Below are 23,696 nucleotides of genomic sequence, written 5' to 3'. Positions count from 1 at the left end.
AATATGGGATTGTCATCTAGATAGGTAGATTGACCATAATCTCAAATAAAAAATAATTCTTGGTCATCCAAAATTATTAAAAAAGTATTAAAGTACTATGCAACAAGTTGCAAAAACTATTGGGACGCAGCATGACAAGTTACGCCAATTTATTAAAACCATTACATTTAGGCTTTACCACTATTAAAAATCGTGTGGTGATGGGTTCTATGCATACGGGACTTGAAGATCGTTTTTATAATTATCCAAAACTCGCAGCTTATTTTGAAGAGCGTGCAAAAGGTGGGGTTGGTCTGATTGTGACGGGAGGTATTTCTCCGAACCGTCAAGGCTGGTTGGCTCCAGCTGGCGGTACTATGAATAGCTTATTTGATATTCCTCAGCATCGCTTAGTGACTCACGCTGTCCATAAACATGGTTCAAAAATTTTAATGCAAATTTTGCATGCAGGACGTTATGGTTATCAGCCTTTTGTGGTGTCTTCAACAGCAATTAAATCGCCAATTTCACCATTTAAACCGCGTCAGCTTTCTGAAAAAAATATTCTCAGCACCATTGAAGACTATGCACAGTGCGCTGACATTGCTAAAAAAGCAGGTTATGACGGCGTTGAAATTATGGGGTCGGAAGGATATCTGATTAACCAGTTCTTAAGTCGCCATGTAAACCAGCGTACTGACCGTTGGGGCGGTGAAATCGAAAACCGTATGCGCTTTCCGGTTGAAATCGTCAAAGCAATTCGTGCAAAAGTAGGCGAAAAATTTATTATTTGCTTCCGTTTATCGCTACTCGACCTTGTGCATGACGGTAATACCATGCAAGAAGTGGTGACTGTTGCTAAAGCTTTAGAAAAAGCGGGTGTAACTTTATTAAATACGGGTATTGGTTGGCATGAAGCACGTGTACCAACTATTGTAACCTCTGTGCCTCGTGCAGCGTTTGTCGATTACACAGCTCATGTAAAACAACATATTTCAATTCCAGTCATTGCATCTAACCGTATTAACATGCCTGAAACTGCCGAAGAGATTTTGGCAAAAGGCAAGGCAGATATGATTCAAATGGCTCGTCCTTTATTGGCCGATGCTTTTTGGGTAAATAAAACTGCGACCAACCGTGTAGATGAAATTAATACTTGTATTGCCTGTAACCAGGCGTGTTTAGATCATGCATTTAAAAATAAACGTGTGTCTTGTTTAGTCAACCCACGTGCAGGCCATGAAACAGAACTGGTCTATTTAAAAACTAAACAGCCTAAGCGTATTGCAGTTGTTGGTGGTGGTGTGGCAGGTATGTCTGCTGCAACTGTTGCCGCAAGCCGTGGTCATGCAGTGACTTTGTTTGAAGCTAATAAAGATGTAGGTGGTCAGTTTAACTTTGCCAAGGTTGTACCAGGTAAAGAGGAATTCCACGAGACGATTCGCTACTTTAAAGTACAGCTTCAAAAAACAGGTGTAGATGTACGTTTAAACACTCGTGTAAATCGTGAGCAACTTGAGCGTGAAGGTTTTGATGAGGTGATTGTGGCAACGGGTGTAATACCACGTGCTTTAAAAATTGAAGGAAGTAATGCACCACAAGTTCTTTCCTATGCTCAAGTTTTGCAAGGTGCAGAAGTTGGACAAAAAGTTGCAGTGATTGGGGCAGGTGGTATTGGTTTTGATGTATCAGAGTTCTTACTTAAACCACCACATCAGCCACAGCCTCAACCTTTGGCTGAATGGCAACGTGAATGGGGTGTAGACCCAGATCCGAACTATATTTCTGAAGGTGGCATGCAACCGCCAGTAGTTGAACCAGCAATCCGCGAGATTTATTTACTGCAACGTAAAACAACACCGCTCGGTGTTGGTCTTGGCAAGACTTCGGGCTGGGTGCATCGTGCACAACTTAAAAAGCATGGTGTACGCATGCTGCGTGGTGTGCAATATAAAGCTGTTACCGATGAAGGACTGTGGATTGAGCATAATGGTCAAGACCAGCTTTTACGCGTAGACACTGTTGTGGTGTGTGCAGGTCAAGAATCGGTAAAAGACTTGATGCCAAAAGAAGGCGAGTCGACTATAGCAAACTACTATATTATTGGTGGTGCAAAGCTTGCAGCAGAGCTAGATGCGAAGCGTGCGATCAAAGAAGGAGCGGAATTAGCTGCTCAACTGTAAAATTGATGAAACAATATGCACTTGAACACAAAGCGATGATATTTTTCTTGAATAAAATGAATAAGCTTTGTATTCTTACGCACATGGAAGCGTGGCAGAGCGGTTTAATGCACCGGTCTTGAAAACCGACGAGGGTGTGAGTCCTCCGTGAGTTCGAATCTCACCGCTTCCGCCAAATTCGAAAAGCCCCTGTTAATAGCAGGGGCTTTTTTTATATGGGTATTTAATACTTAATTTTAATTGGCATCATCAATAGGTAACTACTTTCTTAGAAAGCATGTCCAATTATCATGATCTATTTTGTGCAAAGATGAGAAATAAGATTTTCATACTGCAAATTTGCTTGAGTTGTAAAAATCTTGACAAATAAGAAGGTAATAACAGTTTGTTATAATAAGATGTGTATTACAGCTCTTGTTCTCAAAATCCGAACATCACACGGATTTGAGAACAATTAGAGTCTGATTTCTCATTGAGTTATTCGTTACAGACGATACAAATATTGATAAGGGATTTGACTCTTGATCGGAAAGATTTACATGGACTCTTATCAACTAGCGAGGTCGCCATAATGCCTTCTAAAGAAGAGAATAAAAGTTCTGCCATATTTCGCTCAGATCCGATGTTTTGAGATAATTCCTTTTTGTTTTTAGCCTTGAGCAGAGTATCTTCTAGCCAATCAATATTTTGTTTGGCGAACAGCCGTAATTCATTCAAACACGGCTCTTGCTGAAAAGAGGCTTCCCTTACCATTATCAAGTACAGGCATAGGCGGTTTTCATCATTCAACATCTCGGCAAAAAGTTCAGAATATGCATGCAGTTTTTCGCTTAGACCATCCTGCTTTTCAATTTCAAGCAATCGGCAGAATTGTTGCTCTCGGTACTGCTGAAGAGCATATCGAGCCAAATCATCTTTAGACTCAAAATGATAATAAAGGCTAGGTGCTTTAATTTGTAAGCAATCAGCGATTTGTCGCATACCTAGTCCACTAAATCCATGCCGTTGAAAAAGATGGATTGATGCGTCCAATATTTTTTCACGTGTGAGCGGTTGATGAGTTTTTCTAGTGGATGCCATAATATTAATCCGTTAGCTCAATGCCGCCATGATGTGTAACGAACACGAGAGTATTCTCTACTGCAAACGCTTCATGTTCATCGATGCCCTGAACTTGTAACACATCTCCAGCTTGCATTTCGACATCATTGAAACGGATTACACCCTCTAGAACGACAATCTGTTCCCATCCAATATGAGTGTGTTTAGGAAAGCTTGCTCCAGCCTGAAATTTTGCCAGATAGCTCCCAACTCCATCTTTATAGGTCCAAGTTTGACAGGTTTGAACCCCAGAAATACCACTTTCTGTCCAAATGCGATCTTTTTGTTGAACTAAAATCATTTATAGCTTCTTAGGAGATTGAATTTTAATTAATCTAACTAACGTTTGTTAGAAAGTCAATGTGAACTAAATTTTTAGTGAAGAATAGTAGGTGTTTATGAGTGGCTATATTTGAATATGAAATTAATAAAACCAGTAAATTCACTGGCTTTATTTAAGGCAAATCTTACTTAACACTCGCTGTAACCATCACTTCTACTAATACTTGCGGACGAGCTAAATCTGCTTGAATAGCCGCACGTGCTGGTGCTGCTCCATCTGGTAACCATGCTTCCCAACATTCATTAAAGACTGCGAAATCTTCTGCAATATTTTTAATCCAAATTTGTGCAGTTAAAATACGGCTTTTATCACTACCAGCTTGTTCCAGTAAAGCATCAATTTTTGCCAGAACTTCTAAAGTTTGCTGTTTGGCATCAGCATCTAAATTCGTTGGAACTTGACCCGAAACATACACTAAACCGTTATGAAGCACGCAACCTGATAATCGTGCATTTGTGTCAATACGTTGAATATCATGACTCATTTTATTTCTCCAGAGATAAACCATCTAATGTAATTGGTGATGTTGCTTGGCTAATTAATTGACTAATGACCATGGCACAACCAGCGGCCAATGTGAAACCTAAACTACCTTGGCCAATATTTGCCCATAAATTTAAATATTTCGTACGACCTAGAATAGGTAAACCTGTAGGGGTAGATGGACGTAAACCACTCCATTCTTGTGCTGTATTTACACCCAATAAATCAGGAAATGTTTTTCGTACAGTATCTTTCAATGCATTTATACGTTCTTTTCGAATGTAGGTATCTTGATAGCCAATATCGACCATTGCGGCAATACGAAGCTGATTCCCTAATTTTGCATATACAATTTTATTCGCATAATCGGTCACGCTTATATTGGGTACAATGTTGGCTTTTTCTGGGAATGGTAAAGTCAGGCTATATCCTTTTAATGGATAAACTGGAACTGAAATACCCACCATTTTAAAAATTGCAGTACTACCATTGCCCGCAGCAACGACAAATTCATCTGCTTCTATACGTCCTTGATTTGTTTCAATTGCAGTAATTTGATTATTTTCCGCAAAAAAATCTGTTACTTCATGTCCATATAAACATCTGAAGTTGTTACTCTCCTCTAGAGCTTTAAACAGTGCTAAACAAAATTTGTAGCAATCTGCTGTTTCATCATCAGGTGTATAAATTGAGCCCACTAATGTAGATTCAATACCTTTCAAAGCAGGTTCAAGTTGAACGGTTTCTTCTGGTGACAGCACTTTTTGTACAGTTGGATCTATCGCTAATGCTGCTTTTTTAAATGCTTTTTCATTGCGATGAATAATCATTTTTCCCGATTTTACCCAGTCAAAATTATCAATTTCATCACGCCATTTAGACATAATACTTTGACTATATAGGGACAACCGTAAAATATGATTTCCATTCACAATGTTATCTTTGCGATTACATGCCATGAGGAATTGGAATAACCAAGACCATTGAAGAGGTGAAAAGTTTAATTTAAAGTTTAAAGGCGAGTGGGCTTTTCCTAACCATTGCAGTGCCTGAAATGGAACGCCTGCATCCGCTAAAGGTGCAACATAGCGATAACTGAGTTGACCACCATTTGCAAAACTTGTCTGGCAGCCAATCTGGTCTTTTTCTTCCACTATTGTAACTTTATGGCCTGCTTGAATAAGTGCATAGGCTGTACTTAAACCAATGACTCCACCACCAATGACAACGACATGTTTTTTCATTCTTCCATGCTATATCTGCAACACACATTTGCATTAAAGAAGAAGATAAAACGTTAAACAAATGAGTTTTTAGATACTACTCATAACTTTTGGTTAATCGATGGCGTCATCGAAGCAATTTCTCTTTTAATTAATTCAATAAAATCTTCAGTCGCTTTGGTCGTGCTCACATTAGCATTTTCTAAAATATAAATTGTGGTAGATAAACTTGGTTTTATTTCGTGAATCATATGATTTGGTAAGGAGTGTGCAGCAGTATAAATATCGGTAATGCTACACCCTAAACCTTCGCGCACAAGTTCACTCGCCATATAATAGGTTTGTACATTCACAATACTTTTATTAAATGTTCTGTACCTTTTTACAACTTGCATGAGGGAGTCTGAGTAGGGTTGAATCCATCTATTTTCATCAATTGAGTGAAGATCTTGCTTTGCATCAATAGGCTGAGAGTCGATGTAAACCAAAGGAATATCCAGAACAGGCGTAGCAATAATGCCATGCTGAGTATGAGGTTGGAATGTCACCGCAATATCAATTTCACGTCTTAATAATTTCTGCTCTAATGCTTGAGTATGATCTGTACCAATATTGACAAAAACATCAGGGTATTTTTTTAGAAATTTTGCAGTTAACTTGGGGATGAGACTCAAACCTAAACTGGGCAAACACCCGAGTGTGATTTGTCCTTGAGTACTTCTTGCTAAGTTATCCGTTAATTTATTTAATTCATTTATTTTTTCATAAATTGGCTTAATTTCATCATATAAGATATAGGCCTCTTTTGTTGGCTGTAATTTACCTTTGACTCGCTTAAATAGAGAAAAACCAAGTCGTTGTTCCGCATGTTTGAGTAGTTTACTTGCCGCAGGCTGTGAAATGCATAACGATGATGCTGCCTCTGTGAGTGAACCAAAAAGCATGACTAAATAGAAGATTTCTAGGTGTCGAAGATTCATAAATGAGCACATAACTAATAGTTATAGGTAATCTATTAGAATTCATTATTTAATGTCAATAAACCCTTGTAAATTGGTATGAAATTCAATGCCAATGATCAAGGAGTGATACATATGTCAGTTGAGCAATCTTCTATAACAATACCTAATATCAGGACACCTAAAAATATTGTCCTTATTGCAATTATTATTCTTAGCTTTGTTTTAGCATTTTATGCAAAAGGCTTACCCATAGAGGAGGTCGGTTTAATTGGGTTATTGCCTATTTTTGCCTTAGCACTCTTAACTGTTATCGGTCTAGATATTGTGCTTGCGGTGATTATTGCGATTATTATCAGTGTGATAATGACATCCACCAGTGTATTTGAATTGGGTGGAATACTTGCAAAGTCTACAGGTTCATTTATTGCAACTGTCGGTCTTATTATTATGTTGGGTGCTGGGGTTGGTGAAGTTGCCAACCGAACAGGTGCAGCGAAAGAGTTGGTCAAATTTATTGTCAATAAAGTTGGGCTTTCAAGTATTCCTCGCGTGAAACTTGGCATCATGATTTCATCAGTTGTTATTTGTGGTTCACTGGGGACTATGGCAGGTGGTAATGCCATTATTGTTGCTGTCATTATTCCCATTGCAGCAGCTGTTGGTTTAACGCCACCCACCGTTGCATTACTGTTGATGACAGCAGGTTCGGTCGGTCTTTTTATAGGACCATTTACACCAAGTACAGTGACTATTTTAGAGTTGGGAGGCTTGACTTACCCGCAATACTTAAGTGCTTGTGCCATTCCTATGAGTGTTGTCACACTTCTTACAGGTTGGTTCATGTCTGGCTATATACAAAAGTGGACTTTTGGAAAATATACCTATAATGAAAATTTCTTAGAGCCTTCTGAAAAAATAGAAAGTGCCTCCGAATTGAAAAGAAGTAAACGTGCGGCGATTGTATTCATTGGAACAATTATCGTGATGGCAATTCTTGGAATTATTTTTAAAGCAGGTTTTAGTTTTGCAATTATTGTGATGCTTACTGTTGCCACATTAACTGGGTTAGTTGCGGGGTTTAGTCCTAAACAAATTTTGGAAGCACTCTATGAGGGATGCGGTAAATTAGTCTGGATGTTTATTCTTTACTGGTTATACAATCCAATTTTAGTTCTTGTTGAAAAACTCAATGCTTACCAAACACTGTTGGATAATGCGACACCGTATTTGGTCGACTTAAGTCCTGCAATGCTGTGTTTTGGTATTTTCTTATTTAATATTGTGGGGCATATTCCAGGCGCAGCTGTTGCACAAATGACGTTTACCAATAAAATTTTTGGACCAATTTTACTGGCAAATGGTGTTCCACCTGTTGCGGTTACAGCAGTTCTATTATCAAGTTCCCAAGTAGACTGGTTTGGTCCTTTCCCATCTTCTGATATGTTTGGTCAAATGGGCTTAGCACGTTCAAGTCAACTGAAATACATGCTATATGGTGGTTGGGCCATAGTGATCGCAAATATTCTACTTTTTGCAGTATTGTTCCAGATTTTGAATTAGCTCCTACAAATTAAAAGTCTTTCTTATTTAAATGAATATTAAAAGCCCTTTAAACTAGAAAGTTTAAAGGGCTTTATTTTGTATTGCATAATTGATAGGTCTTTTTAAAATAAAATATTTTTTTTATTTTGCTAATTTACTTCATAAGTATCAAAGTTATGTATAAAAAATATTTTAATTTTCAATAGATTTATTGTTTTATTAGCTTATAAATTGAGAAATCTTTTGGATTGGAAATAGTATTGTAAAATATTTATCTAAAATCGACAATATTATTTTATTTTTCATGGCTCATATTTCTATTGATGGTATCAAAATATTTGTTTTTATAAAGTATAATTGAAATAATGATTGTTTTATAATTTTATTTTTAAAGGTGTGGCTCATATAATTTTAATAAATAAAAAATTATGCTTAAAAAATATAAACTTAATCGGAGAGTTAGATGTATCTAAAAGATATATTGTGTAGGGATTTGCCAATGTAACCAATAAACCTTAAATGTTATATTTGTGAAAATAATAGATCTATAAATATGTGGAAATTAATTTTATCTATTTTATAGATCTATTGGAAAATTAATATAGTGAAGCTTTTATCTCCAATTGGTTTTAAAGAGTTTTTGAAGCAACATTATGTTTAAGATAGTTATTTGCTTTAAATATGTGCAATAACTATTTAGATACTAAAAATATGTAAATAATAGGATAAAAATGTTAGAAACTGATGTTTTAATTGTTGGGAGTGGTCCGGCTGGTTCTTCTGCTGCACTTATGTTAAGTACTTATGGAATTAGAAATATCATAATAACTAAATATAGATGGCTAGCAAACAGTCCGCGTGCCCATTATATCAGTCAAAGAACAATGGAAGTTGTACGAGACTTAGGCATCTCAGATGAAGTAATCGTAAAAGCAGCCCCAAAAGAAGTTATGGGAGATGTGGTTTATTGCACATCTTTAACGGGTGATGAAATTGGACGTTTTCCTTATGGAATGAATCATCCAGAAAGAATGTCTGAGTATGCTAAAGCGAGCCCTTGTGAACAGTGTGATCTTCCTCAACACCTATTTGAACCTATTTTGCTTTCAAATGCGGCATCACGAGGTAGCCATCCAAGATTTGATACGGAATATATATCTCATGTACAAGATGAAGATGGTGTAACCGTCACTGTTTTAGATAGATTAACTAAACAAACATACTTAATCCGATGTAAGTATCTAATCGGAGCTGATGGTGCAAGCAGCCAAGTCGTAAAAGACTTAGATTTGCCTATGGCTGGTAAAATGGGGAAAAGTGGCAGTATCAGCATTATTTTTAAAGCCGATTTAACAAAATATGTTTCGCATCGACCTGGATACCTCTGGTGGATTATACAACCCGGAGCAAACATTGGAGGAATTGGGCTAGGCTTACTGCGAATGGTCAGACCTTGGAATGAATGGCAGATTGTTTGGGGGTACGACATTGAAAAAGAGGAGCCTTCTCTTACCGATGATGAAGCGATTGCGATTTGCAAACAGCTTATTGGCGATAACGACATTGAAATAAATATAAGTAGTAAGTCGTTATGGACAGTCAATGAAATGTATGCGGAGCAATATTCGAAAGGTCGAGTTTTCTGTATTGGTGATGCTGTCCATCGCCATCCACCTTCTAATGGACTCGGTTCAAACTCATCTATACAAGATGCTTATAACTTATGTTGGAAATTAGCATTTGTATTAAATGGCAAAGCGGGTCGTGGTTTATTAGACAGTTTTAATGATGAAAGAGCATCTGTTGGTGAACGAATTGTTAAGCGTGCAAATCAAAGTGTCCGAGAGTTCTCTACTATATTTTCTGCTTTAGAGTTAGATGGAAAGTACAGTACAGAGGCGATGCAAAAAAGCATTAATGATTTGAGTGAGAGTAATGAAAAAGGTGCTCTTAAACGCCGTGATTTAAGGTCTGCAATTGAATATAAAGCTTATGAGTTTGCTGCTTTAGGTGTAGAAACTAATGTACGATATGATTCATCTGCAATTATTGGAGCAAAACATAATATTGAAAATGAATTAGATTCTTGTAGAGATGAAGATCTTTATTACTATCCTTCATTTAATGCTGGCCATAAACTCTCTCATACATGGTTAGTCAAAAATCATAGAAAAATCTCAACTTTGGATTTAATCGGCAATGGAAAATTTACGCTTTTCTGTTGGTTGCAAGGTGATAAATGGAAGCTTGCTGTAGATCATATTAATAGACAGCTTAACTTGGATATTAAAGTTATACAGATAGGGCCAAAAAGAGATGTGGAAGACTCTTATGGAGAGCTTTCACGCTGTTGGACTAATGATGAAAATGAATGCATGCTGATTAGACCAGACGGCTATATTGCTTGGACAAGCAATGAAATTGAAAATGCAGAAGATGAATTACATAGTGCTATATCATCCATACTTAGTTTGAGCTAATTGCTCACCAAGGAAATAAACTTTAATAAAATCTATTGAGAAGTATTTTATTGAATTTGGATTTCATGGTATCCATCAAATTTTGAAAGCCTCTGTTACAAGCAGGGGCTTTTTTATTTCTATAACATAAATTGATTCAGTTGAAACAACATATGGCCTTGATGTCAGTGGCTATCATACTTATTCCGTAGTTGTATAAATACATATAACAGACTCAAAAAAGTACCTAACTATTTTGTAAAATTTTAAATAGTTCAAAAAAGAAAAATTTAATATAGTTGCTTGGATGTGAAGTGAATATATCCATTATTACTAAAGAACTTTTGTTTAGGTTTTTGAAGCTAAGATAGGATTTTTGGAGGGAAAAATGAATAAATCAGGAAAAACTGATTTGGAAAAGTTAATTTTACTAGTTAATCTCGGGCTTTTGCATTCTTTAAAAAATAATTATATAGATATAAATGAAGCTGAACATTTTTTGTATACACCATATATGCTTAGACTTTTGAAAGAAAATAATTGTTCTATGGACTTAATTAATATAATTCATAGAGGGACTGAGCTAGAAGATTTAGAAGGATTTAATATTGATTTTAAAGATGAAGTCGAAAAAATGTTTAAGGAAAGTGAGGACATGATCAAAAAATTGCCTGTAACCAGTTTTGAATTTGAAAAGTGGTATGATCAAAAATTATTCGATAAATATGATTAAAATATTTGTAATATATAAAAATATTGCTGATACCTCAGATGTGGCTTTACATCTGGTGATAAATGTAAGAAATGAAAACTTATCTGTTTTGCATTAATTAAAATCGCATATTGCTCAAATGAAAGTTTATGAGATGCGTTGTCTATCTTAAGCACATGATTAAAGTACAAATTAAATCTATATTTAGCTTAAATATTGATAACAAATCCTGAAAATTTCATATAAATCAAATATGTATGTGGTATTTAAAAAATGTTTATGTTTTCAATATGTTGCTGTGAGCATGACTATATATCAGAATTGAACAAGTTATTTGTAGAATATTCACTTGTTGATATATGATGATCCCATATTTAGAGGCTGTTTCAAAACATAATTCTATTGTTTAGCGAGCAAGTTCAAGGAATGAATAGTGCTGAATTCAGGCTTCTAAACCCTATATCTGGAAATTATTTCCGGCCAAATATTGCATTTCGACCCAATGGTTGGAAATGTCTCACTCTTTTGTAGGGTAGGCGTTTCCTATTTTAGGATGTACCTATGAAAAAATTATTTAGTGTATTGTTCAGCGCATCTGTACTAACACTGACTGCATGTAATAAACAACCTGCACAAACTGAAAATACTGCAACAACCAAAGACAAAACTGAGTCTGTTCGAACAATTAAACTGGTTTCAACAGGTTCAGATACGGATGTATGGAAATATGTTGCAACGCTTCCTGAGACTAAAGAAGCGGGTATTAAACTTCAAGTTACCAATTTGACTGACTATGTTGTGCTCAATACATCTGTCGCAAATGGTGAGCAAGATGTAAATGCGTTCCAGTCATTTAACTATTTGGCAGCTTACAATGCTTCAAATACAGCGAAAGTTGCAGCTATTGCGACAACTTACTTGGAACCAATGGGTATTTATGCAGATAAAATTAAAACTGTTGAAGAGTTCCCACAAGGCGCGACGATTGCAATTCCAAACGATACTGCTAACGAAGCTCGTGCATTAACATTATTACAATCTGCTAAACTGATTAAACTTAAACCAAACTTTGATCCTATAAAAGGGACTACGAACGACATTGCTGAAAACCCTAAAAATTTACAATTAAAACCAATTCAAATGACTACAGCAGTTCGTGTTAAAAACGATGTAGATGCAATTGTACTTGGTAATACATTGGCACTTGAGGGTGGTCTTAATGTAATGAAAGACGCTATCTTCCGTGAGCCTGTTGACCAGTCTACTAAGCTTTATGTCAATTTATTGGGCGTAGCTGAAGCAAACAAAAATGACCCGATCTATACGAAACTTGGTGAACTTTACCACTTACCGAAAGTGCAAAAATTCGTAAGTGAAAAATTCGGTGGCACAAAAGTTGAAGTGAACAAACCTGTTTCTGAATTTGCAGACATCAAATAAGTAATTTTTAAATTAGAATTACTTTTTAAAAGCTAAGCCCCGCTAATCGGGGCTTAGCTTTTTTTATAATATGTATTTTTGAGAGTGGTAAGCTTTTAACAAATGTAAGAGCTGTTAGAAAACAAACTATTGAGATGCAGACAAATTAATAAATAGACTAAAAGAAATGGCTTAAATATATAAAAATCGGGTTTTTAGGGTCTAATAGTAACTTTAAAGCCATACATAAGCTGATGATTATGAGTAAGGGCTTGATCACTCTTGAGCCAAATCTTACTGCAAATTTTGCGCCTATCGAGGCACCAATAAAAGCTCCACCAGCCATCACAAAAGCTATTGGAAAAATGACGTATCCTTTAATGATAAATATAGATAACGAACCTAGGTTACAAGCCACATTTGCTAACTTGGTATAAGATAAAGCGCTTACTAGCTTAAATCCTAATAACAGTACAAATGCAACGATGAAAAATGAACCAACCCCGGGACCAAAAACGCCATCATAGAACCCTAGTAACGGCGCCACTAGAAGTGCAAATAAAAAATAAGGAATAAGAGGTTTTTTATCAACATCACTGAGCTTTGGTGAAAAAATAAAATATAAAGCAACCAAAATTAAAAGTATTGGTACGATAGTTAAAAGAACATTTTTAGGCATCAGGGTAACTGAAAGTGCCCCTAATGTTCCCCCTAAAAAAGACATACAAGCGATAGGGATTGCCTTACGCCACTCGATAAGCCCTTTTCTTGCAAAACTAATAGTTGCTGAAAGTGTTGCAGAGGCTGCTTGTAATTTATTGGTTGCTATTGCAGATACGGGAGGGACACCTGATAAGAGCAATGCAGGTAGAGTGATTAAACCTCCTCCACCTGCAATAGCGTCAATAAATCCAGCTACCATAGCCACTAAGCCTAAGATAAGGAGGAGTTCAAAATTCAATTTATTAGCCTTTCACAATAAGTGGATTTTTTTGCAGCACAATATAATCAAGATTTTTTCTATAACCAAATAATCGAACTAATGTTCTACGGTTATCTTTAATAATATCTCGGCAATGTAAGCATAAACTATTGTTAATAATTAAAACTGTATTAGGATTTAAATTAATTGAATCAACAATATGCGCTTGTCGAACAATTGATTCAAATTTATAAAAAGCATTTTTAATTTTTAAAGAAGCATTTTCATTTGGAGTGAATCTATAGGAGTTATATTTCATGGCTATATAACCATGTTTATCTACTTCTAAAATAGAAACGTTTTCTCCACCAGATCCTTGGCCTTCATTAAAAGTTTCACTTCTAGTAAAGTTAAAACTTTCTGTTGTTAAAGCCATTGTCTCTTCAAGAGTTAATTGACTTAATATTCTTGAGATTGGAATTAAACTAGTAGGTTCGTTCAGGGGATTCCATCTTGCTGTTAAAATTAAAGAAGAGGGAGCAGGTGAATGATTATTAACAACTTTAGTCACTGTATGATAAGGAGCTTCGGTGTGTGCAGTTAGTGCTATACCTGAATGTGAACTCTTGTCAGGATTCTCATTTTCAATTTTTGTGATTCCACCACCTTTTAAGTTTGCAACAACTCTAACGATTTTGCCTAAATTATCTATATCAAATGCGAAAGCATCTTCCTCAAGCAGTGCCAATATGATTTGTTCAGAAGAAGCGAGTGTTAATATATCTATATCTGTTTCAAGTAATTCAAGTGACGGTAATTGTGTTGATTGAGTAATATCAATTTTACTACGATCTAACTTTTTAATATTGAGTCCTTCAAGAACGAGATAAGGTATTTCTCTACGAATATATTTTTCAATAATACTTTTTTCATATGAGTTTAACTTTGCAATTAGCATTTCTTTAAAAGCTAGAATTTTATCTTGAACATGTAAAGAATCAGGGCCTCCTAGTAAAGCCAGTTCATATGACATTTCACTAATTAAATGAGAAATTTAGGGAGAAAGATAAAGATGATAAGTGTCTAAGTTTTTAACTATTTGATTCATGGCTAGTTTATTGTGATTAAAATTCAGCTAAAGACTAGAGCGTCTCTTTTAAAAAATCAATATTTTTTTAAATATTATATTTTATTATATTTTTTATTAAATAATGATCTTTGTCTTTCTCAATTATTAAATTGAAGTTTGCTTTTCGCATAGAAATTTTTTTGAAAGTTTGAACTATTTCATACGGAATAGGAGAGTACTTCGTAACTTCATTAATCTCATAAAATCCTTTTGACTTTCCATTGTTAGTTTTTACTCCATCCAGTTCACCATAAATAATTAATACATTTTTTCTATAACTCATTAAGAAGTTCCAAATTGATGAATAATAAAAACTATAAGGTTTTGAAATTTCATTTTTAAAATCTGGCCCATACATTTTATTTATTGCCAGATCTGAATATATGGCTGGGCATAATAAAATTAATTCATCTATTTGAAATTTTTTTGCTAAATGAATTGCAATATAACCACCCAAACTATATCCAATAACAATATCTACTTTTTTTAAAAGACTATAAAAAGTCATACTTTCATTTATGTTTTGAGATAACGATGACTTTGTTTCGCTTGTATTATTTAAACCGCTTAAGTTAAAGGAAAGTGTTGCAATATTTTTACTTCTAAGAAGCTCTTCTAAAGGGGTTAAAGAGCTTAGATCAGAGTTACCCCCATGTATAAGTAATGCTATTTTCTGTGGGGAACCCTCGCCATAACTAAATTTAGCCTCTAACTCATAAGTACCAAAGTCATGAGTAAAAAAGAACGAATTTACATTTTCGGCTGTGTTGTAATTTTTCAGCTCATGTGTGGGCAAGCTTGTTACTTTTGAAATAGTATTAGAAAGATATCTATGAGCAATTGATAAGTTATCTTGCTTTTCCATGACTTATTATTCCTGTTAGAACTGTAAAAACTTTGTTATATAAAATAAAATTTAAATAATAACGATCTTAAGTATTTATCTTTAAGTTTTTATATTCTATTTGAATAAATATTATTTGAATAGATATGTCGAGTTTAATATATCTTTTCCAAGTAGCCAATAATATGTAGATATACAGTTGTACTGGGCAAAATAATGGCTCTTGAAGGTGACCTTAATCTAATGACTGATTTCAGCTTCCGTAAGCTGGTTGCAGGGTCTACAAAGTTGGACGTCAATTTATTGGGTGTTGTGAAAGCTATAAAAATAGATGAGTTTTAATGTTTCCTGAAGTAAAAGATCAGGATACATAAAAGTAGGAGTGAATAACCTTTTTTGAATTTGCAGATATTAAATAACTATTTTTTTATTTTAATTTAAAAATAACAAAGTTCTGACATTGTTAAGTGTTTTTGAAATGCTGAGTATAGAAAACCATATTTGACTAATCGAACTATATATTCATCAAAATGACATCGATTGGTCATATAAATGAAATCTTGCTGTACAAAAATAATGCAATTTATTGGGGTAAATTCCAGTCATGCAGAAAAAATCTTATAAAGTTCTAAGTTTAGTATTTCTTGTTGCGAGCATGATGGCTATAACTGCTTGCAATGATAGTAATGATCAGCAATCTACGGCAGTTTCTCCAACACCTACAGATACCCGTGACCAGCGTTTTCTTACACTCAAAACCAATGATGTAATTCAAGTTACGATTGCTGATTTGATTCCGACGCAGGGTGCAATTGGTTATGATCAAATTTATTATAAATTAGGGCGTTGGCAAGGTGATTTACAGCGCCCAACTTGGCAAGCAGACCCAGTCAATCAATTAGTTTATTTAAATAAAACCATTGGTAAGAAGTTTAGCGATTATTGTGAAGCGATTGGTGCAAAAGGTCGTGATGATTTTACAAGTCTGCAAGACCTACAAAAGGCCAATTTAAAACAATTGGAGACATTTAACTGTCAAGAACAGCCGGGCACTGAAACGGCTGATTTGAAAACAGTTGTTGTGGGTTATGATGGGCGTCTTTATTTGACCGATGGTCATCATACAATGACCGAATTCCGTGAGCTGCCTGATGGCGGTGGTCAACTTAAAGTATGGGTAAAAGTTGTTGGGAATTATAGCGATAGTAAAACTGCGGATGAGTTTTGGGCGAAAATGCTTGCCAATGGCCAAGCATGGTTAAGAGATGGAAAAAACCAACCGATTTCATATCAACAATTACCTAAAAACTTAGGCCTAAAATCTGCAACTAACCCTGACGGTATGCAAAATAATCCATATCGTTCATTGGTTTATTTCACACGTGATATTGGTTATAGCAAAGTTGCCAATGCAACGGACTATACTGAGTTTTTATGGGAAGATTGGTTTAATAAGCAAATCGCTAATAATCTGGTACATCCTTTAAGTTTTTATCATACCGATGCGAGTGTGTATGGTGCTGCAGATGTATTGGCAACTACTGAAATAAAAAGTGATTTAACTGTATCGGGCAGTGCAACAGGCTATCAGGCAGCGGTTGCTGATTATTCATTATTGATGGGAAGTACTAAACCGACTGATATTATTTATGGTACTTCAACTGCCGCAGATTTGGGCGCATTACAGCTTGTGAAAAATGCCGCTAAAGGTTCTGTTACTGCGACTTCAATTTCTAATCTTGCAGATTTGACCCGTGACGAAATTAAGAAAGATAAAACACCGCGTACAGGTGGAAGTATTTGGTATGCGGTAAACTACAAGTTATGTGGAAAACCTGCTTCAGGAACGTGTTGGGGTTGGTAATTCACGGATATTTAATAAGAAAGGGGTGAGTAAAGTCACTCCTTTTTTGTATGGTTAAATCATTAGCGTTTGATCAGAATAGAATTAATTATTTAAAAATTAAAAAACATCACTTGCTCTCACTTAAGTCCTAAACATCTCACCTTGCACACGTTATTAAGATTTTTTCTATTTTTATAAACCTCAAATTAACAATAACTTGTCAATTATTTATCCTTACTTTTTAATGATCTAATTTAAAACAAATGTCATTTTGTGTGCTTGACTGCAACAGGGTTGGGCACTATTCTTTGCCTGCTGGCCACATTGCCAGTCGGTTGTCGCAGACCGGGAAAACAAAGTCGATATGCAAAATTCTTATTTTGTGTGTCGGGAACTCGTTCGCCCCCTTTTTCTCTACGGTAGGGCGGAAGGGGGACACCTTCGGGTGTGCTGGTTCCTTTGTTTCCAGTCTGCGAACCCCCTTTCGTTCTGCCACCATAATTTTAATGTTTTGGCAGAACTCCCAATAAAAAGGAGTTGGCTTTGCACATCCATTATTTCTTGGCAGCCTTTGCCAAAAGCTATAACGACACTACTTAACAATTTAAAGCAGCTTGATGGCCTTTAGGGTTTTCAGGCTTTAAGTCATTACGGCTCAAAAAACTTGCATCAACTATAAAACTTGAGATGTGCCAAGCACAGTCTTTACGGCTTTGCTGTGCCTTTTTTTCTCCCAGAAAGGGCACAGGCTTTTTCTCCTTTAGAAACAACAAGAACTTTATAACGGTAAAACTATGCGAAATTTAGAAACATCTTCCAAAAAATTACAGGTTATTCAAACTTCCATTCGCCTCTTTACAACCTATGGATTTCACACAGCAGGTGTAGACCTGATTGCTAAAGAGTCAGAAGTTCAAAAAGCCACGCTTTACAACTATTTTCACTCAAAAGAGGGTTTGATTGAAATGTGCATCGGCTTTCAAAAAAGTCTACTTAAAGAAGAAGTACTCGCTATTATTTATTCAAGCTATTACCGCACATCAACCGATAAGCTGAAAGAAATTATAGTTTTACATGCTAACTCTAACAGCCTATACCACTTATTACTTAAAGCCTTTTTTGAAATTAAGGTGACTTATCCTCAGGCTTATCGAATGGCAGTTGAGTATAGAAAATGGCTGCATCATGAAATTTTTGACTTAATTTTTAGTATTGAAACCCGTGACTTAAGGCCAAGTGCTGACATGGTTTTAAATCTAATCGATGGCTTAATGTTTAAATTTTTAAGTACAGATTGTTTAGATGAAAGAGATGCAGTGGTGGAGCGGTTTTTTAATACTTTGCGTTAAATTACATCTAAGTTCTATGCGTGGATGTGACAAACAACAGGATTTATCATTTTATAAATTTCAGCATAAATATTGGATAATTATTTAATTAATTTCTTTGTGAATTTTATGCAAGTAAATGCGATAAATATAGATCATTAAAGGCGTTACATCTTTAATGATCTTTTATAAATGAAGGCTCAATTTATAAGTCAACCAGTAATTTCTTTGATAAGTGAATGATTAGATCTAATTCTTCGTCATTCATGCTCATTGAGCATCGAATTTTATCTGGAATATCAATAATCTGTTCTTTTAAATCAGCTGCCTTTTGTGTAAGGACAACTTTTTTCATTCTTTCATCTTCAGGTACGGGTATTCTCTTTAAAAAGTCGTTTGCTTCTAATTTTTGGACTAAAGGTGTGAGCGTACCTGCATCTATTAAAGTATTCTCACTTAACTCTTTAAGTGAAATATTATCTTTATCGTATAAGCTCAATAAAACAATAAATTGAGGGTAAGTTAAATCGAACTCTTTAAGATAAGGGCGGTATTTACGAGTCAATGCATTCGCAACTGTGTATAGCGAAAAACAAAGCTGACTATCTAAAGTACGGTTTTTATTCATATTGTGAAAAATGATTTCAGGCTTTAAGTAGTTAGTATAAAAAATATTTGACTTAATTAATAATGTATGCAAATAATAATTATACAAATAGTTTGATATCAAACTATTTGAGATAAAACTAAATTATCTCTATTTAAAAATAGGTTTGATATTAGAAAACTATCTCTTTCAATAGCTAAATGTTGCTCGCGGTAGTTGTATCAACTCAGGCAATTAGTACTTCTAGTTGACGGTAGAGATAAATAAGTTTTTGAAAACTCTAACGAGTTGAGGGTAAATTTGTTACGCCTTCTTAAAAAAACATCAACATGAAATTTAGTGTTGATATTCCTAGGTTGTAGGTTAGCAATTTGCAGCTTATAGCTTTCAATTGAATGAATTAAAAGTGATAACTTCTATTTAGGAGCATAAAATGGGCTATGTAACTACAAAAGATAATGTAGAAATTTTTTATAAAGATTGGGGGCCGAAAGATGCTCCTGTTATTTTCTTCCATCATGGCTGGCCACTAAGCTCAGATGATTGGGATGCACAATTACTTTTCTTTCTTAAAGAAGGTTTCCGCGTCGTTGCTCATGATCGACGTGGTCACGGTCGATCATCACAAGTTTGGGATGGTCATGATATGTACCATTATGCTTCTGATGTTGCCGCAGTAGTTGATCATCTCGGTGTTCATGGAGCAGTGCACGTTGGCCATTCTACAGGAGGGGGAGAAGTAGCACATTATGTTGCTAATTATCAAAATGATCCAGTTGCTAAAGCTGTGCTTATTAGTGCAGTTCCTCCGCTAATGGTTAAAACTGAGAATAATCCAAATGGTTTACCAAAAGAGGTTTTTGACGATCTTCAAAATCAACTTTTTAAAAATCGTTCTCAGTTTTATTACGATGTGCCAGCAGGTCCTTTCTATGGGTACAACCGTCCAGGTGCAAAAGTATCAGAGCCAGTTATCTTAAATTGGTGGCGTCAAGGAATGATGGGTGGAGCTAAAGCTCATTATGATGGAATCGTTGCGTTTTCTCAGACTGATTTCACCGAAGATTTAAAGAAAATTAAGATTCCTGTTCTTGTTATGCATGGTGAAGATGATCAAATTGTTCCTATTGAAATTTCGGGTAAATTATCTGCAGAGCTTGTTCAAAATGGTAAGTTAATTACTTATCCAGGATTCCCTCATGGAATGCCGACTACTGAAGCAGAAACAATTAATAAAGATCTGTTGGAATTCATTAGATCTTAGTTTTAATGATAAAGACAGACAAAGATATTTGTCTGTCTTTATCAGAGATTTTAAAAACTATTATTTATTTTCAGATTTTAATTTTAACTCATTCAGACTGAGCCAAGTCACGTTCACGACATGATAATTCATAGTAATTACCTTTTGGTAGAGAACGAATTTTAAAGCCATAGTAATCACTGGTTGACTCTATAGGACCGACACTACATTGATTTGTTTTTGCAAATTTTTCAATCAATTTCAAATTAGAAGTTTGCTTAAATACAGCTCCCCAACCTTCACTTACACAACAGCCTACATATTCAGACATATATTCATCTGAAATGAGTACAACATTTTGACCCATAAACTCATAAGGCTTTTTCAGTTTATATATATCGTTATAGTCTGCTCGTGAAATATTAGGTTTATTGGCTAAAAAGCCTTTTTGTTTGAGTATTTGGAACTTTAAAAAATTCTGAGGCCCAGTACCAAGTCCTCTATAAACCGAATTATTATCTTCTGCAAAGCTATACGAGCTAAGCACACTGACTAAAGTTAAAAATAATATTTTTCTCATTTTAAATTTCAAAAGTTATATGAGGCCGTAATTCTTTCATATCTTATAAATAGCGTAAAGTAAGTAGCTGATTTTGATTGTACAGATAGAATTTCTCTAACTGACTTCGTAGGCATACACAGCTCATTGGAGTGACTATTTATTTATATGCTTCTTATGATTAAATATTCAGAAAATAATAAGTGGATTACTTAAAAGTTTTAATTTAATTGATCAGATTTTTGCTCACGGATTGATTTAGAAGCTCATTTGATAGTCTTTTTGTATATAATATGTATTCTTTGTATTTTAGTTATCTTTATAGAGTAAACATGAAAAAAATATTAATCATTACTATGGCGAGTTCTTTTGGTTTAATCGCATGTTCAACCACTGAAACATCAAGAACGATACAAAGTCCTCAAGTCACCGCAGCAACTTCTGCAATTAAATATAATGGAGTAAAAGCTCCTGTTTCTATTGGTAAGTTTGATAACCGCTCTAGCTATATGAGAGGAGTTTTCTCAGATAATGTAGACCGTTTAGGCGGCCAAGCGAAAACGATTCTTGAGACACATTTACAGCAAACTGGTTATTTTTCAGTTTTAAATCGCGACAATTTATCTGAAATAAAACAAGAAGTAGGTTATAGCAATACTGCTCAATCTATTAAAGGTGCTCGTTATGTGATTACTGGTGATGTATCTGAGTTTGGCCGTAAAGAAGTTGGTGATCAGCAACTGTTTGGTATTTTAGGCCGCGGTAAACAGCAAGTTGCTTATGCAAAAGTTAATTTAAATATTATTGACGTAAAAACTTCAGAAGTTGTGCACTCAGTACAAGGTGCTGGTGAATATGCATTAGGTGCACGTGAAGTCTTAGGCTTTGGTTCTACTGCCTCTTACGATTCTACTTTAAATGGTAAAGTGCTCGATTTAGCTGTTCGTGAAGCGGTAAATAATCTTGTAACAGATATTCAAAATAACCGTTGGTCAATTCAATAATTTTGGATATGTGTTAGATGAAAAAAATTGTTTTAAGTAGTGTTTTTGCTTTGGGATTGGTGGGCTGTGCCACTGGTCCTCAATCTTTATATAAATGGGGAAGTTATCCGCATCAAACTTATTTGATGTATACCGCACCTGAAAAAGCGACACCAAGTGCACAAATCACGACATTAGAAGCTGAGATTCAAAAAACTAAAGGTAAGGGCCTAGCTGTTCCGCCGGGGTTATATGCGCATTTAGGGTTATTGTATTTACAAGAAAATAATTCTCAAAAAGCAATCGAGTATTTCCAGCTTGAACGTCAAGTCTATCCAGAGTCTACAGTTTTAATGGATCGCTTATTGCAAAAAATGAATGCGAATGGTGGGAATACAAAATCATGATTAAGAAGTTGCTAATTGCTGGTTTGGTTATTTCTAGCATTACATTTACTGGATGTGCAGTCACTCCAGCACCGAATAAAGACATAACCGCTTATAAAGCTCATATGCCAAAGTCAATTTTGGTATTGCCACCAGTCAATGATTCACCAGATGTAAAAGCGACTTACAGTTATTGGCCAACCGTAATCGCACCTGTAGCAGAAGCTGGCTATTATGTTTTTCCCATCTCTGTTGTAGACAACATGTTTAAAGAGAATGGTGTCACCAATGGCAGTGATGCGCAGTCTATTGCTCCTCAAAAACTACAAGAGATTTTTGGTGCAGATGCTGCTTTATACATTCGAATTAAAGAATATGGCTCTAAATATCAAGTGATTCAAAGTGTTGCCACAGTAAGTGCAGATGCAAAACTTGTTGATTTAAAAACAGGTGATGTGATTTGGACAGGTGAGAAAAAGTTATCCCAATCAAGTAGTGATGGTAACTCTGGTTTACTTGGTGCTGTAGTCGGTGCTTTGGTTGAACAGATTTCTAGCAACTTTAATGATCGTGCTTATCCAATAGCAAGTATGGTAAATGCTCAACTGTTTACTCCGACTCCTTATAGTCCGGGTACAGGTTTGTTATATGGCCCACGCTCACCTCAGTACCAACAAGATGGAATTGCGAAGTAAATTAAAATCTGAATTTGGGTTTTAATTTATTAGATAAGTTGCTTCATATCTTTATGATTTGAGGAACTTTATAAAAGTTGAGTTTAAGCAGGAGAGTCAGTTGAAAATTGATTTTACCTGCTTAATTCAATTGAAATTAGATTATTTCTTTACTTTAAAGCGGTATTTACATTTTAGGCAGCGATAATCCTGAAATATATTTTTGTCGATCATTACACCTGCTTTTTTACCAAAAATATTGCCAACTACACCGCCAGTAATACCTGCACTAACTGCACCGACAAAGGTTCCTACCGTACCGCCAACGATCACACCTAATGGTCCAGCAACTGTACCAATCGCTGCTCCTATAGAAGCACCTGTTGCAGCACCGCCTACGGTACCCGCTGTTGTTCCCGCAGCTGTTAGTAAAACACCGCCAGTGGTTTTAAGTAGTTTGTCATGATCACGTGTTTCAATTTCTGTAGAACCACACTTTGGGCATTGCAGCGTTTTTTCCATAAAATTTTTCCTGTCTTTCATCATTAAGTGACGCAGTGAATGGAGCAGAATCAGTAAAGTGGGTAAAGAACACGACTTATGGCGAAGCGTCTTTTTCCTGATTGGTGATCGCAACGATATACCTGGTCAGCCACGATTTTAGCTGAACATTGGCACAAATATTTATAGATCATGTAAACACTTGTACTTTAATAATCATCTCTTAAAAATGTCTTAAGCACCATTTTTAAATGGATAACCTGTACCT

The 23,696-nt window shown here is 35.2% G+C and carries 23 protein-coding genes and 1 tRNA gene; 12 read left to right on the top strand and 12 right to left on the bottom strand.

The features are described 5' to 3' along the window. The first annotated feature begins 131 nt into the window (after positions 1-131). Together ACLCEG_RS05445 and ACLCEG_RS05440 are read left to right on the top strand one after the other, a co-directional pair. On the top strand, positions 132-2,162 hold the full coding sequence (locus ACLCEG_RS05445; protein ID WP_134262823.1) for an NADPH-dependent 2,4-dienoyl-CoA reductase: 2,031 nt from the start codon (positions 132-134) through the stop codon (positions 2,160-2,162). A gap of 85 nt (positions 2,163-2,247) precedes the next feature. Beyond that, positions 2,248-2,337, top strand: a tRNA-Ser gene (locus ACLCEG_RS05440). A 302-nt stretch (positions 2,338-2,639) separates the two neighbouring features. On the opposite strand, the gene ACLCEG_RS05435 is transcribed toward ACLCEG_RS05440, so the two are convergent. The 5 genes from ACLCEG_RS05435 to ACLCEG_RS05415 form a co-directional block, all read right to left on the bottom strand. Continuing rightward, on the bottom strand, positions 2,640-3,242 hold the full coding sequence (locus ACLCEG_RS05435; RefSeq protein ID WP_191015369.1) for a TetR/AcrR family transcriptional regulator: 603 nt from the start codon (positions 3,240-3,242) through the stop codon (positions 2,640-2,642). A gap of 4 nt (positions 3,243-3,246) precedes the next feature. Further along, positions 3,247-3,564 carry a cupin domain-containing protein gene (locus ACLCEG_RS05430; protein WP_347913291.1) on the bottom strand — a complete coding sequence of 106 codons (318 nt, stop codon included), beginning with the start codon at positions 3,562-3,564 and terminating at the stop codon, positions 3,247-3,249. Between the two features lie 166 nt (positions 3,565-3,730). Next, on the bottom strand, positions 3,731-4,090 hold the full coding sequence (locus tag ACLCEG_RS05425; RefSeq protein ID WP_151683152.1) for a RidA family protein: 360 nt from the start codon (positions 4,088-4,090) through the stop codon (positions 3,731-3,733). A 1-nt stretch (position 4,091) separates the two neighbouring features. After that, positions 4,092-5,333 (bottom strand): D-amino acid dehydrogenase, encoded by a 1,242-nt coding sequence (locus ACLCEG_RS05420; protein ID WP_410566455.1) that lies wholly within the window; start codon positions 5,331-5,333, stop codon positions 4,092-4,094. 80 nt (positions 5,334-5,413) lie between these two features. Beyond that, complete coding sequence (locus tag ACLCEG_RS05415) at positions 5,414-6,292, bottom strand: LysR family transcriptional regulator (RefSeq protein ID WP_410566452.1); 879 nt, start codon at positions 6,290-6,292, stop codon at positions 5,414-5,416. A gap of 114 nt (positions 6,293-6,406) precedes the next feature. Here ACLCEG_RS05415 and ACLCEG_RS05410 point away from each other — a divergent pair, with 114 nt between their 5' ends. The 4 genes from ACLCEG_RS05410 to ACLCEG_RS05395 all read left to right on the top strand — a co-directional run bounded on the left by ACLCEG_RS05410 (position 6,407) and on the right by ACLCEG_RS05395 (position 12,427). Continuing rightward, entirely contained in the window at positions 6,407-7,834 is a 1,428-nt protein-coding gene (locus ACLCEG_RS05410; RefSeq protein WP_151741662.1) for a Na+/H+ antiporter NhaC family protein, read from the top strand. Between the two features lie 713 nt (positions 7,835-8,547). Continuing rightward, positions 8,548-10,296, top strand: a complete 1,749-nt coding sequence (locus tag ACLCEG_RS05405; RefSeq protein ID WP_410566448.1) for an FAD-dependent oxidoreductase — start codon at positions 8,548-8,550, stop codon at positions 10,294-10,296. 367 nt (positions 10,297-10,663) lie between these two features. Beyond that, the gene (locus ACLCEG_RS05400; protein ID WP_019458231.1) at positions 10,664-11,008 is read left to right on the top strand and encodes a DUF3969 family protein; all 345 of its coding nucleotides are present in this window, start codon (positions 10,664-10,666) and stop codon (positions 11,006-11,008) included. 540 nt (positions 11,009-11,548) lie between these two features. Continuing rightward, on the top strand, positions 11,549-12,427 hold the full coding sequence (locus ACLCEG_RS05395) for a MetQ/NlpA family ABC transporter substrate-binding protein (protein WP_004702956.1): 879 nt from the start codon (positions 11,549-11,551) through the stop codon (positions 12,425-12,427). Positions 12,428-12,584: 157 nt separating this feature from the next. On the opposite strand, the gene ACLCEG_RS05390 is transcribed toward ACLCEG_RS05395, so the two are convergent. The 3 genes from ACLCEG_RS05390 to ACLCEG_RS05380 all read right to left on the bottom strand — a co-directional run bounded on the left by ACLCEG_RS05390 (position 12,585) and on the right by ACLCEG_RS05380 (position 15,322). Beyond that, the gene (locus ACLCEG_RS05390) at positions 12,585-13,328 is read right to left on the bottom strand and encodes a TSUP family transporter (RefSeq protein ID WP_019458230.1); all 744 of its coding nucleotides are present in this window, start codon (positions 13,326-13,328) and stop codon (positions 12,585-12,587) included. Between the two features lie 43 nt (positions 13,329-13,371). Then, positions 13,372-14,361 (bottom strand): hypothetical protein, encoded by a 990-nt coding sequence (locus tag ACLCEG_RS05385; protein ID WP_410566445.1) that lies wholly within the window; start codon positions 14,359-14,361, stop codon positions 13,372-13,374. Positions 14,362-14,503: 142 nt separating this feature from the next. Continuing rightward, on the bottom strand, positions 14,504-15,322 hold the full coding sequence (locus tag ACLCEG_RS05380; protein ID WP_410566442.1) for a YqiA/YcfP family alpha/beta fold hydrolase: 819 nt from the start codon (positions 15,320-15,322) through the stop codon (positions 14,504-14,506). A 583-nt stretch (positions 15,323-15,905) separates the two neighbouring features. On the opposite strand from ACLCEG_RS05380, the gene ACLCEG_RS05375 reads away from it, so the two are divergent. Then, complete coding sequence (locus tag ACLCEG_RS05375) at positions 15,906-17,165, top strand: ParB/Srx family N-terminal domain-containing protein (RefSeq protein WP_410566440.1); 1,260 nt, start codon at positions 15,906-15,908, stop codon at positions 17,163-17,165. 578 nt (positions 17,166-17,743) lie between these two features. On the opposite strand, the gene ACLCEG_RS05370 is transcribed toward ACLCEG_RS05375, so the two are convergent. Further along, a complete protein-coding gene (locus ACLCEG_RS05370; RefSeq protein ID WP_167370366.1) occupies positions 17,744-17,893 on the bottom strand; it encodes a hypothetical protein in 150 nt (49 codons plus the stop codon). A gap of 48 nt (positions 17,894-17,941) precedes the next feature. Between ACLCEG_RS05370 and ACLCEG_RS05365 the strand changes: the two genes are divergently transcribed. Then, positions 17,942-18,496 (top strand): TetR/AcrR family transcriptional regulator, encoded by a 555-nt coding sequence (locus tag ACLCEG_RS05365; protein WP_077166100.1) that lies wholly within the window; start codon positions 17,942-17,944, stop codon positions 18,494-18,496. A 184-nt stretch (positions 18,497-18,680) separates the two neighbouring features. On the opposite strand, the gene ACLCEG_RS05360 is transcribed toward ACLCEG_RS05365, so the two are convergent. Beyond that, the gene (locus tag ACLCEG_RS05360; RefSeq protein WP_004702909.1) at positions 18,681-19,103 is read right to left on the bottom strand and encodes a MarR family winged helix-turn-helix transcriptional regulator; all 423 of its coding nucleotides are present in this window, start codon (positions 19,101-19,103) and stop codon (positions 18,681-18,683) included. Positions 19,104-19,515: 412 nt separating this feature from the next. On the opposite strand from ACLCEG_RS05360, the gene ACLCEG_RS05355 reads away from it, so the two are divergent. Further along, entirely contained in the window at positions 19,516-20,346 is an 831-nt protein-coding gene (locus ACLCEG_RS05355; protein WP_077166101.1) for an alpha/beta fold hydrolase, read from the top strand. 88 nt (positions 20,347-20,434) lie between these two features. Here the strand turns inward: ACLCEG_RS05355 and ACLCEG_RS05350 are convergent, their stop codons facing one another. Then, positions 20,435-20,905: a hypothetical protein gene (locus ACLCEG_RS05350; RefSeq protein WP_077166102.1), complete on the bottom strand. Its 471-nt coding sequence runs from the start codon at positions 20,903-20,905 to the stop codon at positions 20,435-20,437. 311 nt (positions 20,906-21,216) lie between these two features. Between ACLCEG_RS05350 and ACLCEG_RS05345 the strand changes: the two genes are divergently transcribed. From ACLCEG_RS05345 to ACLCEG_RS05335, 3 genes are read left to right on the top strand one after another with little or no spacing between them, the layout of a single operon-like run. After that, positions 21,217-21,888, top strand: a complete 672-nt coding sequence (locus ACLCEG_RS05345) for a CsgG/HfaB family protein (RefSeq protein ID WP_002048002.1) — start codon at positions 21,217-21,219, stop codon at positions 21,886-21,888. A gap of 17 nt (positions 21,889-21,905) precedes the next feature. Then, complete coding sequence (locus ACLCEG_RS05340) at positions 21,906-22,274, top strand: DUF4810 domain-containing protein (protein WP_410566436.1); 369 nt, start codon at positions 21,906-21,908, stop codon at positions 22,272-22,274. Then, positions 22,271-22,948: a DUF799 domain-containing protein gene (locus ACLCEG_RS05335; RefSeq protein ID WP_004702899.1), complete on the top strand. Its 678-nt coding sequence runs from the start codon at positions 22,271-22,273 to the stop codon at positions 22,946-22,948. The genes ACLCEG_RS05340 and ACLCEG_RS05335 overlap by 4 nt, the downstream gene beginning before the upstream one ends. A gap of 141 nt (positions 22,949-23,089) precedes the next feature. Here ACLCEG_RS05335 and ACLCEG_RS05330 read toward each other — a convergent pair whose 3' ends face one another. Beyond that, complete coding sequence (locus ACLCEG_RS05330; RefSeq protein ID WP_077166103.1) at positions 23,090-23,449, bottom strand: hypothetical protein; 360 nt, start codon at positions 23,447-23,449, stop codon at positions 23,090-23,092. Between the last annotated feature and the right edge of the window lie 247 nt (positions 23,450-23,696).

The sequence above is a fragment of the Acinetobacter sp. H1(2024) genome (assembly GCF_046557555.1).
Lineage (GTDB): Bacteria > Pseudomonadota > Gammaproteobacteria > Pseudomonadales > Moraxellaceae > Acinetobacter > Acinetobacter seifertii.
Note: the sequence above shows the minus strand (reverse complement) of the source record. Positions and strands in the feature narration are given on the sequence as shown.

Bases quoted from the DNA above. Each gene is read 5' to 3' on its own strand.
- ACLCEG_RS05415 (WP_410566452.1), bottom strand. From the start codon at position 6,292: ATGAATCTTCGACACCTAGAAATCTTCTATTTAGTCATGCTTTTTGGT.
- ACLCEG_RS05375 (WP_410566440.1), top strand. From the start codon at position 15,906: ATGCAGAAAAAATCTTATAAAGTTCTAAGTTTAGTATTTCTTGTTGCG.
- ACLCEG_RS05390 (WP_019458230.1), bottom strand. From the start codon at position 13,328: ATGGTAGCTGGATTTATTGACGCTATTGCAGGTGGAGGAGGTTTAATC.
- ACLCEG_RS05365 (WP_077166100.1), top strand. From the start codon at position 17,942: ATGCGAAATTTAGAAACATCTTCCAAAAAATTACAGGTTATTCAAACT.
- ACLCEG_RS05355 (WP_077166101.1), top strand. From the start codon at position 19,516: ATGGGCTATGTAACTACAAAAGATAATGTAGAAATTTTTTATAAAGAT.
- ACLCEG_RS05430 (WP_347913291.1), bottom strand. From the start codon at position 3,564: ATGATTTTAGTTCAACAAAAAGATCGCATTTGGACAGAAAGTGGTATT.
- ACLCEG_RS05425 (WP_151683152.1), bottom strand. From the start codon at position 4,090: ATGAGTCATGATATTCAACGTATTGACACAAATGCACGATTATCAGGT.
- ACLCEG_RS05435 (WP_191015369.1), bottom strand. From the start codon at position 3,242: ATGGCATCCACTAGAAAAACTCATCAACCGCTCACACGTGAAAAAATA.
- ACLCEG_RS05340 (WP_410566436.1), top strand. From the start codon at position 21,906: ATGAAAAAAATTGTTTTAAGTAGTGTTTTTGCTTTGGGATTGGTGGGC.
- ACLCEG_RS05400 (WP_019458231.1), top strand. From the start codon at position 10,664: ATGAATAAATCAGGAAAAACTGATTTGGAAAAGTTAATTTTACTAGTT.
- ACLCEG_RS05350 (WP_077166102.1), bottom strand. From the start codon at position 20,905: ATGAGAAAAATATTATTTTTAACTTTAGTCAGTGTGCTTAGCTCGTAT.
- ACLCEG_RS05360 (WP_004702909.1), bottom strand. From the start codon at position 19,103: ATGAATAAAAACCGTACTTTAGATAGTCAGCTTTGTTTTTCGCTATAC.
- ACLCEG_RS05410 (WP_151741662.1), top strand. From the start codon at position 6,407: ATGTCAGTTGAGCAATCTTCTATAACAATACCTAATATCAGGACACCT.
- ACLCEG_RS05445 (WP_134262823.1), top strand. From the start codon at position 132: ATGACAAGTTACGCCAATTTATTAAAACCATTACATTTAGGCTTTACC.
- ACLCEG_RS05345 (WP_002048002.1), top strand. From the start codon at position 21,217: ATGAAAAAAATATTAATCATTACTATGGCGAGTTCTTTTGGTTTAATC.
- ACLCEG_RS05385 (WP_410566445.1), bottom strand. From the start codon at position 14,361: ATGTCATATGAACTGGCTTTACTAGGAGGCCCTGATTCTTTACATGTT.
- ACLCEG_RS05330 (WP_077166103.1), bottom strand. From the start codon at position 23,449: ATGGAAAAAACGCTGCAATGCCCAAAGTGTGGTTCTACAGAAATTGAA.
- ACLCEG_RS05395 (WP_004702956.1), top strand. From the start codon at position 11,549: ATGAAAAAATTATTTAGTGTATTGTTCAGCGCATCTGTACTAACACTG.
- ACLCEG_RS05380 (WP_410566442.1), bottom strand. From the start codon at position 15,322: ATGGAAAAGCAAGATAACTTATCAATTGCTCATAGATATCTTTCTAAT.
- ACLCEG_RS05405 (WP_410566448.1), top strand. From the start codon at position 8,548: ATGTTAGAAACTGATGTTTTAATTGTTGGGAGTGGTCCGGCTGGTTCT.
- ACLCEG_RS05335 (WP_004702899.1), top strand. From the start codon at position 22,271: ATGATTAAGAAGTTGCTAATTGCTGGTTTGGTTATTTCTAGCATTACA.
- ACLCEG_RS05420 (WP_410566455.1), bottom strand. From the start codon at position 5,333: ATGAAAAAACATGTCGTTGTCATTGGTGGTGGAGTCATTGGTTTAAGT.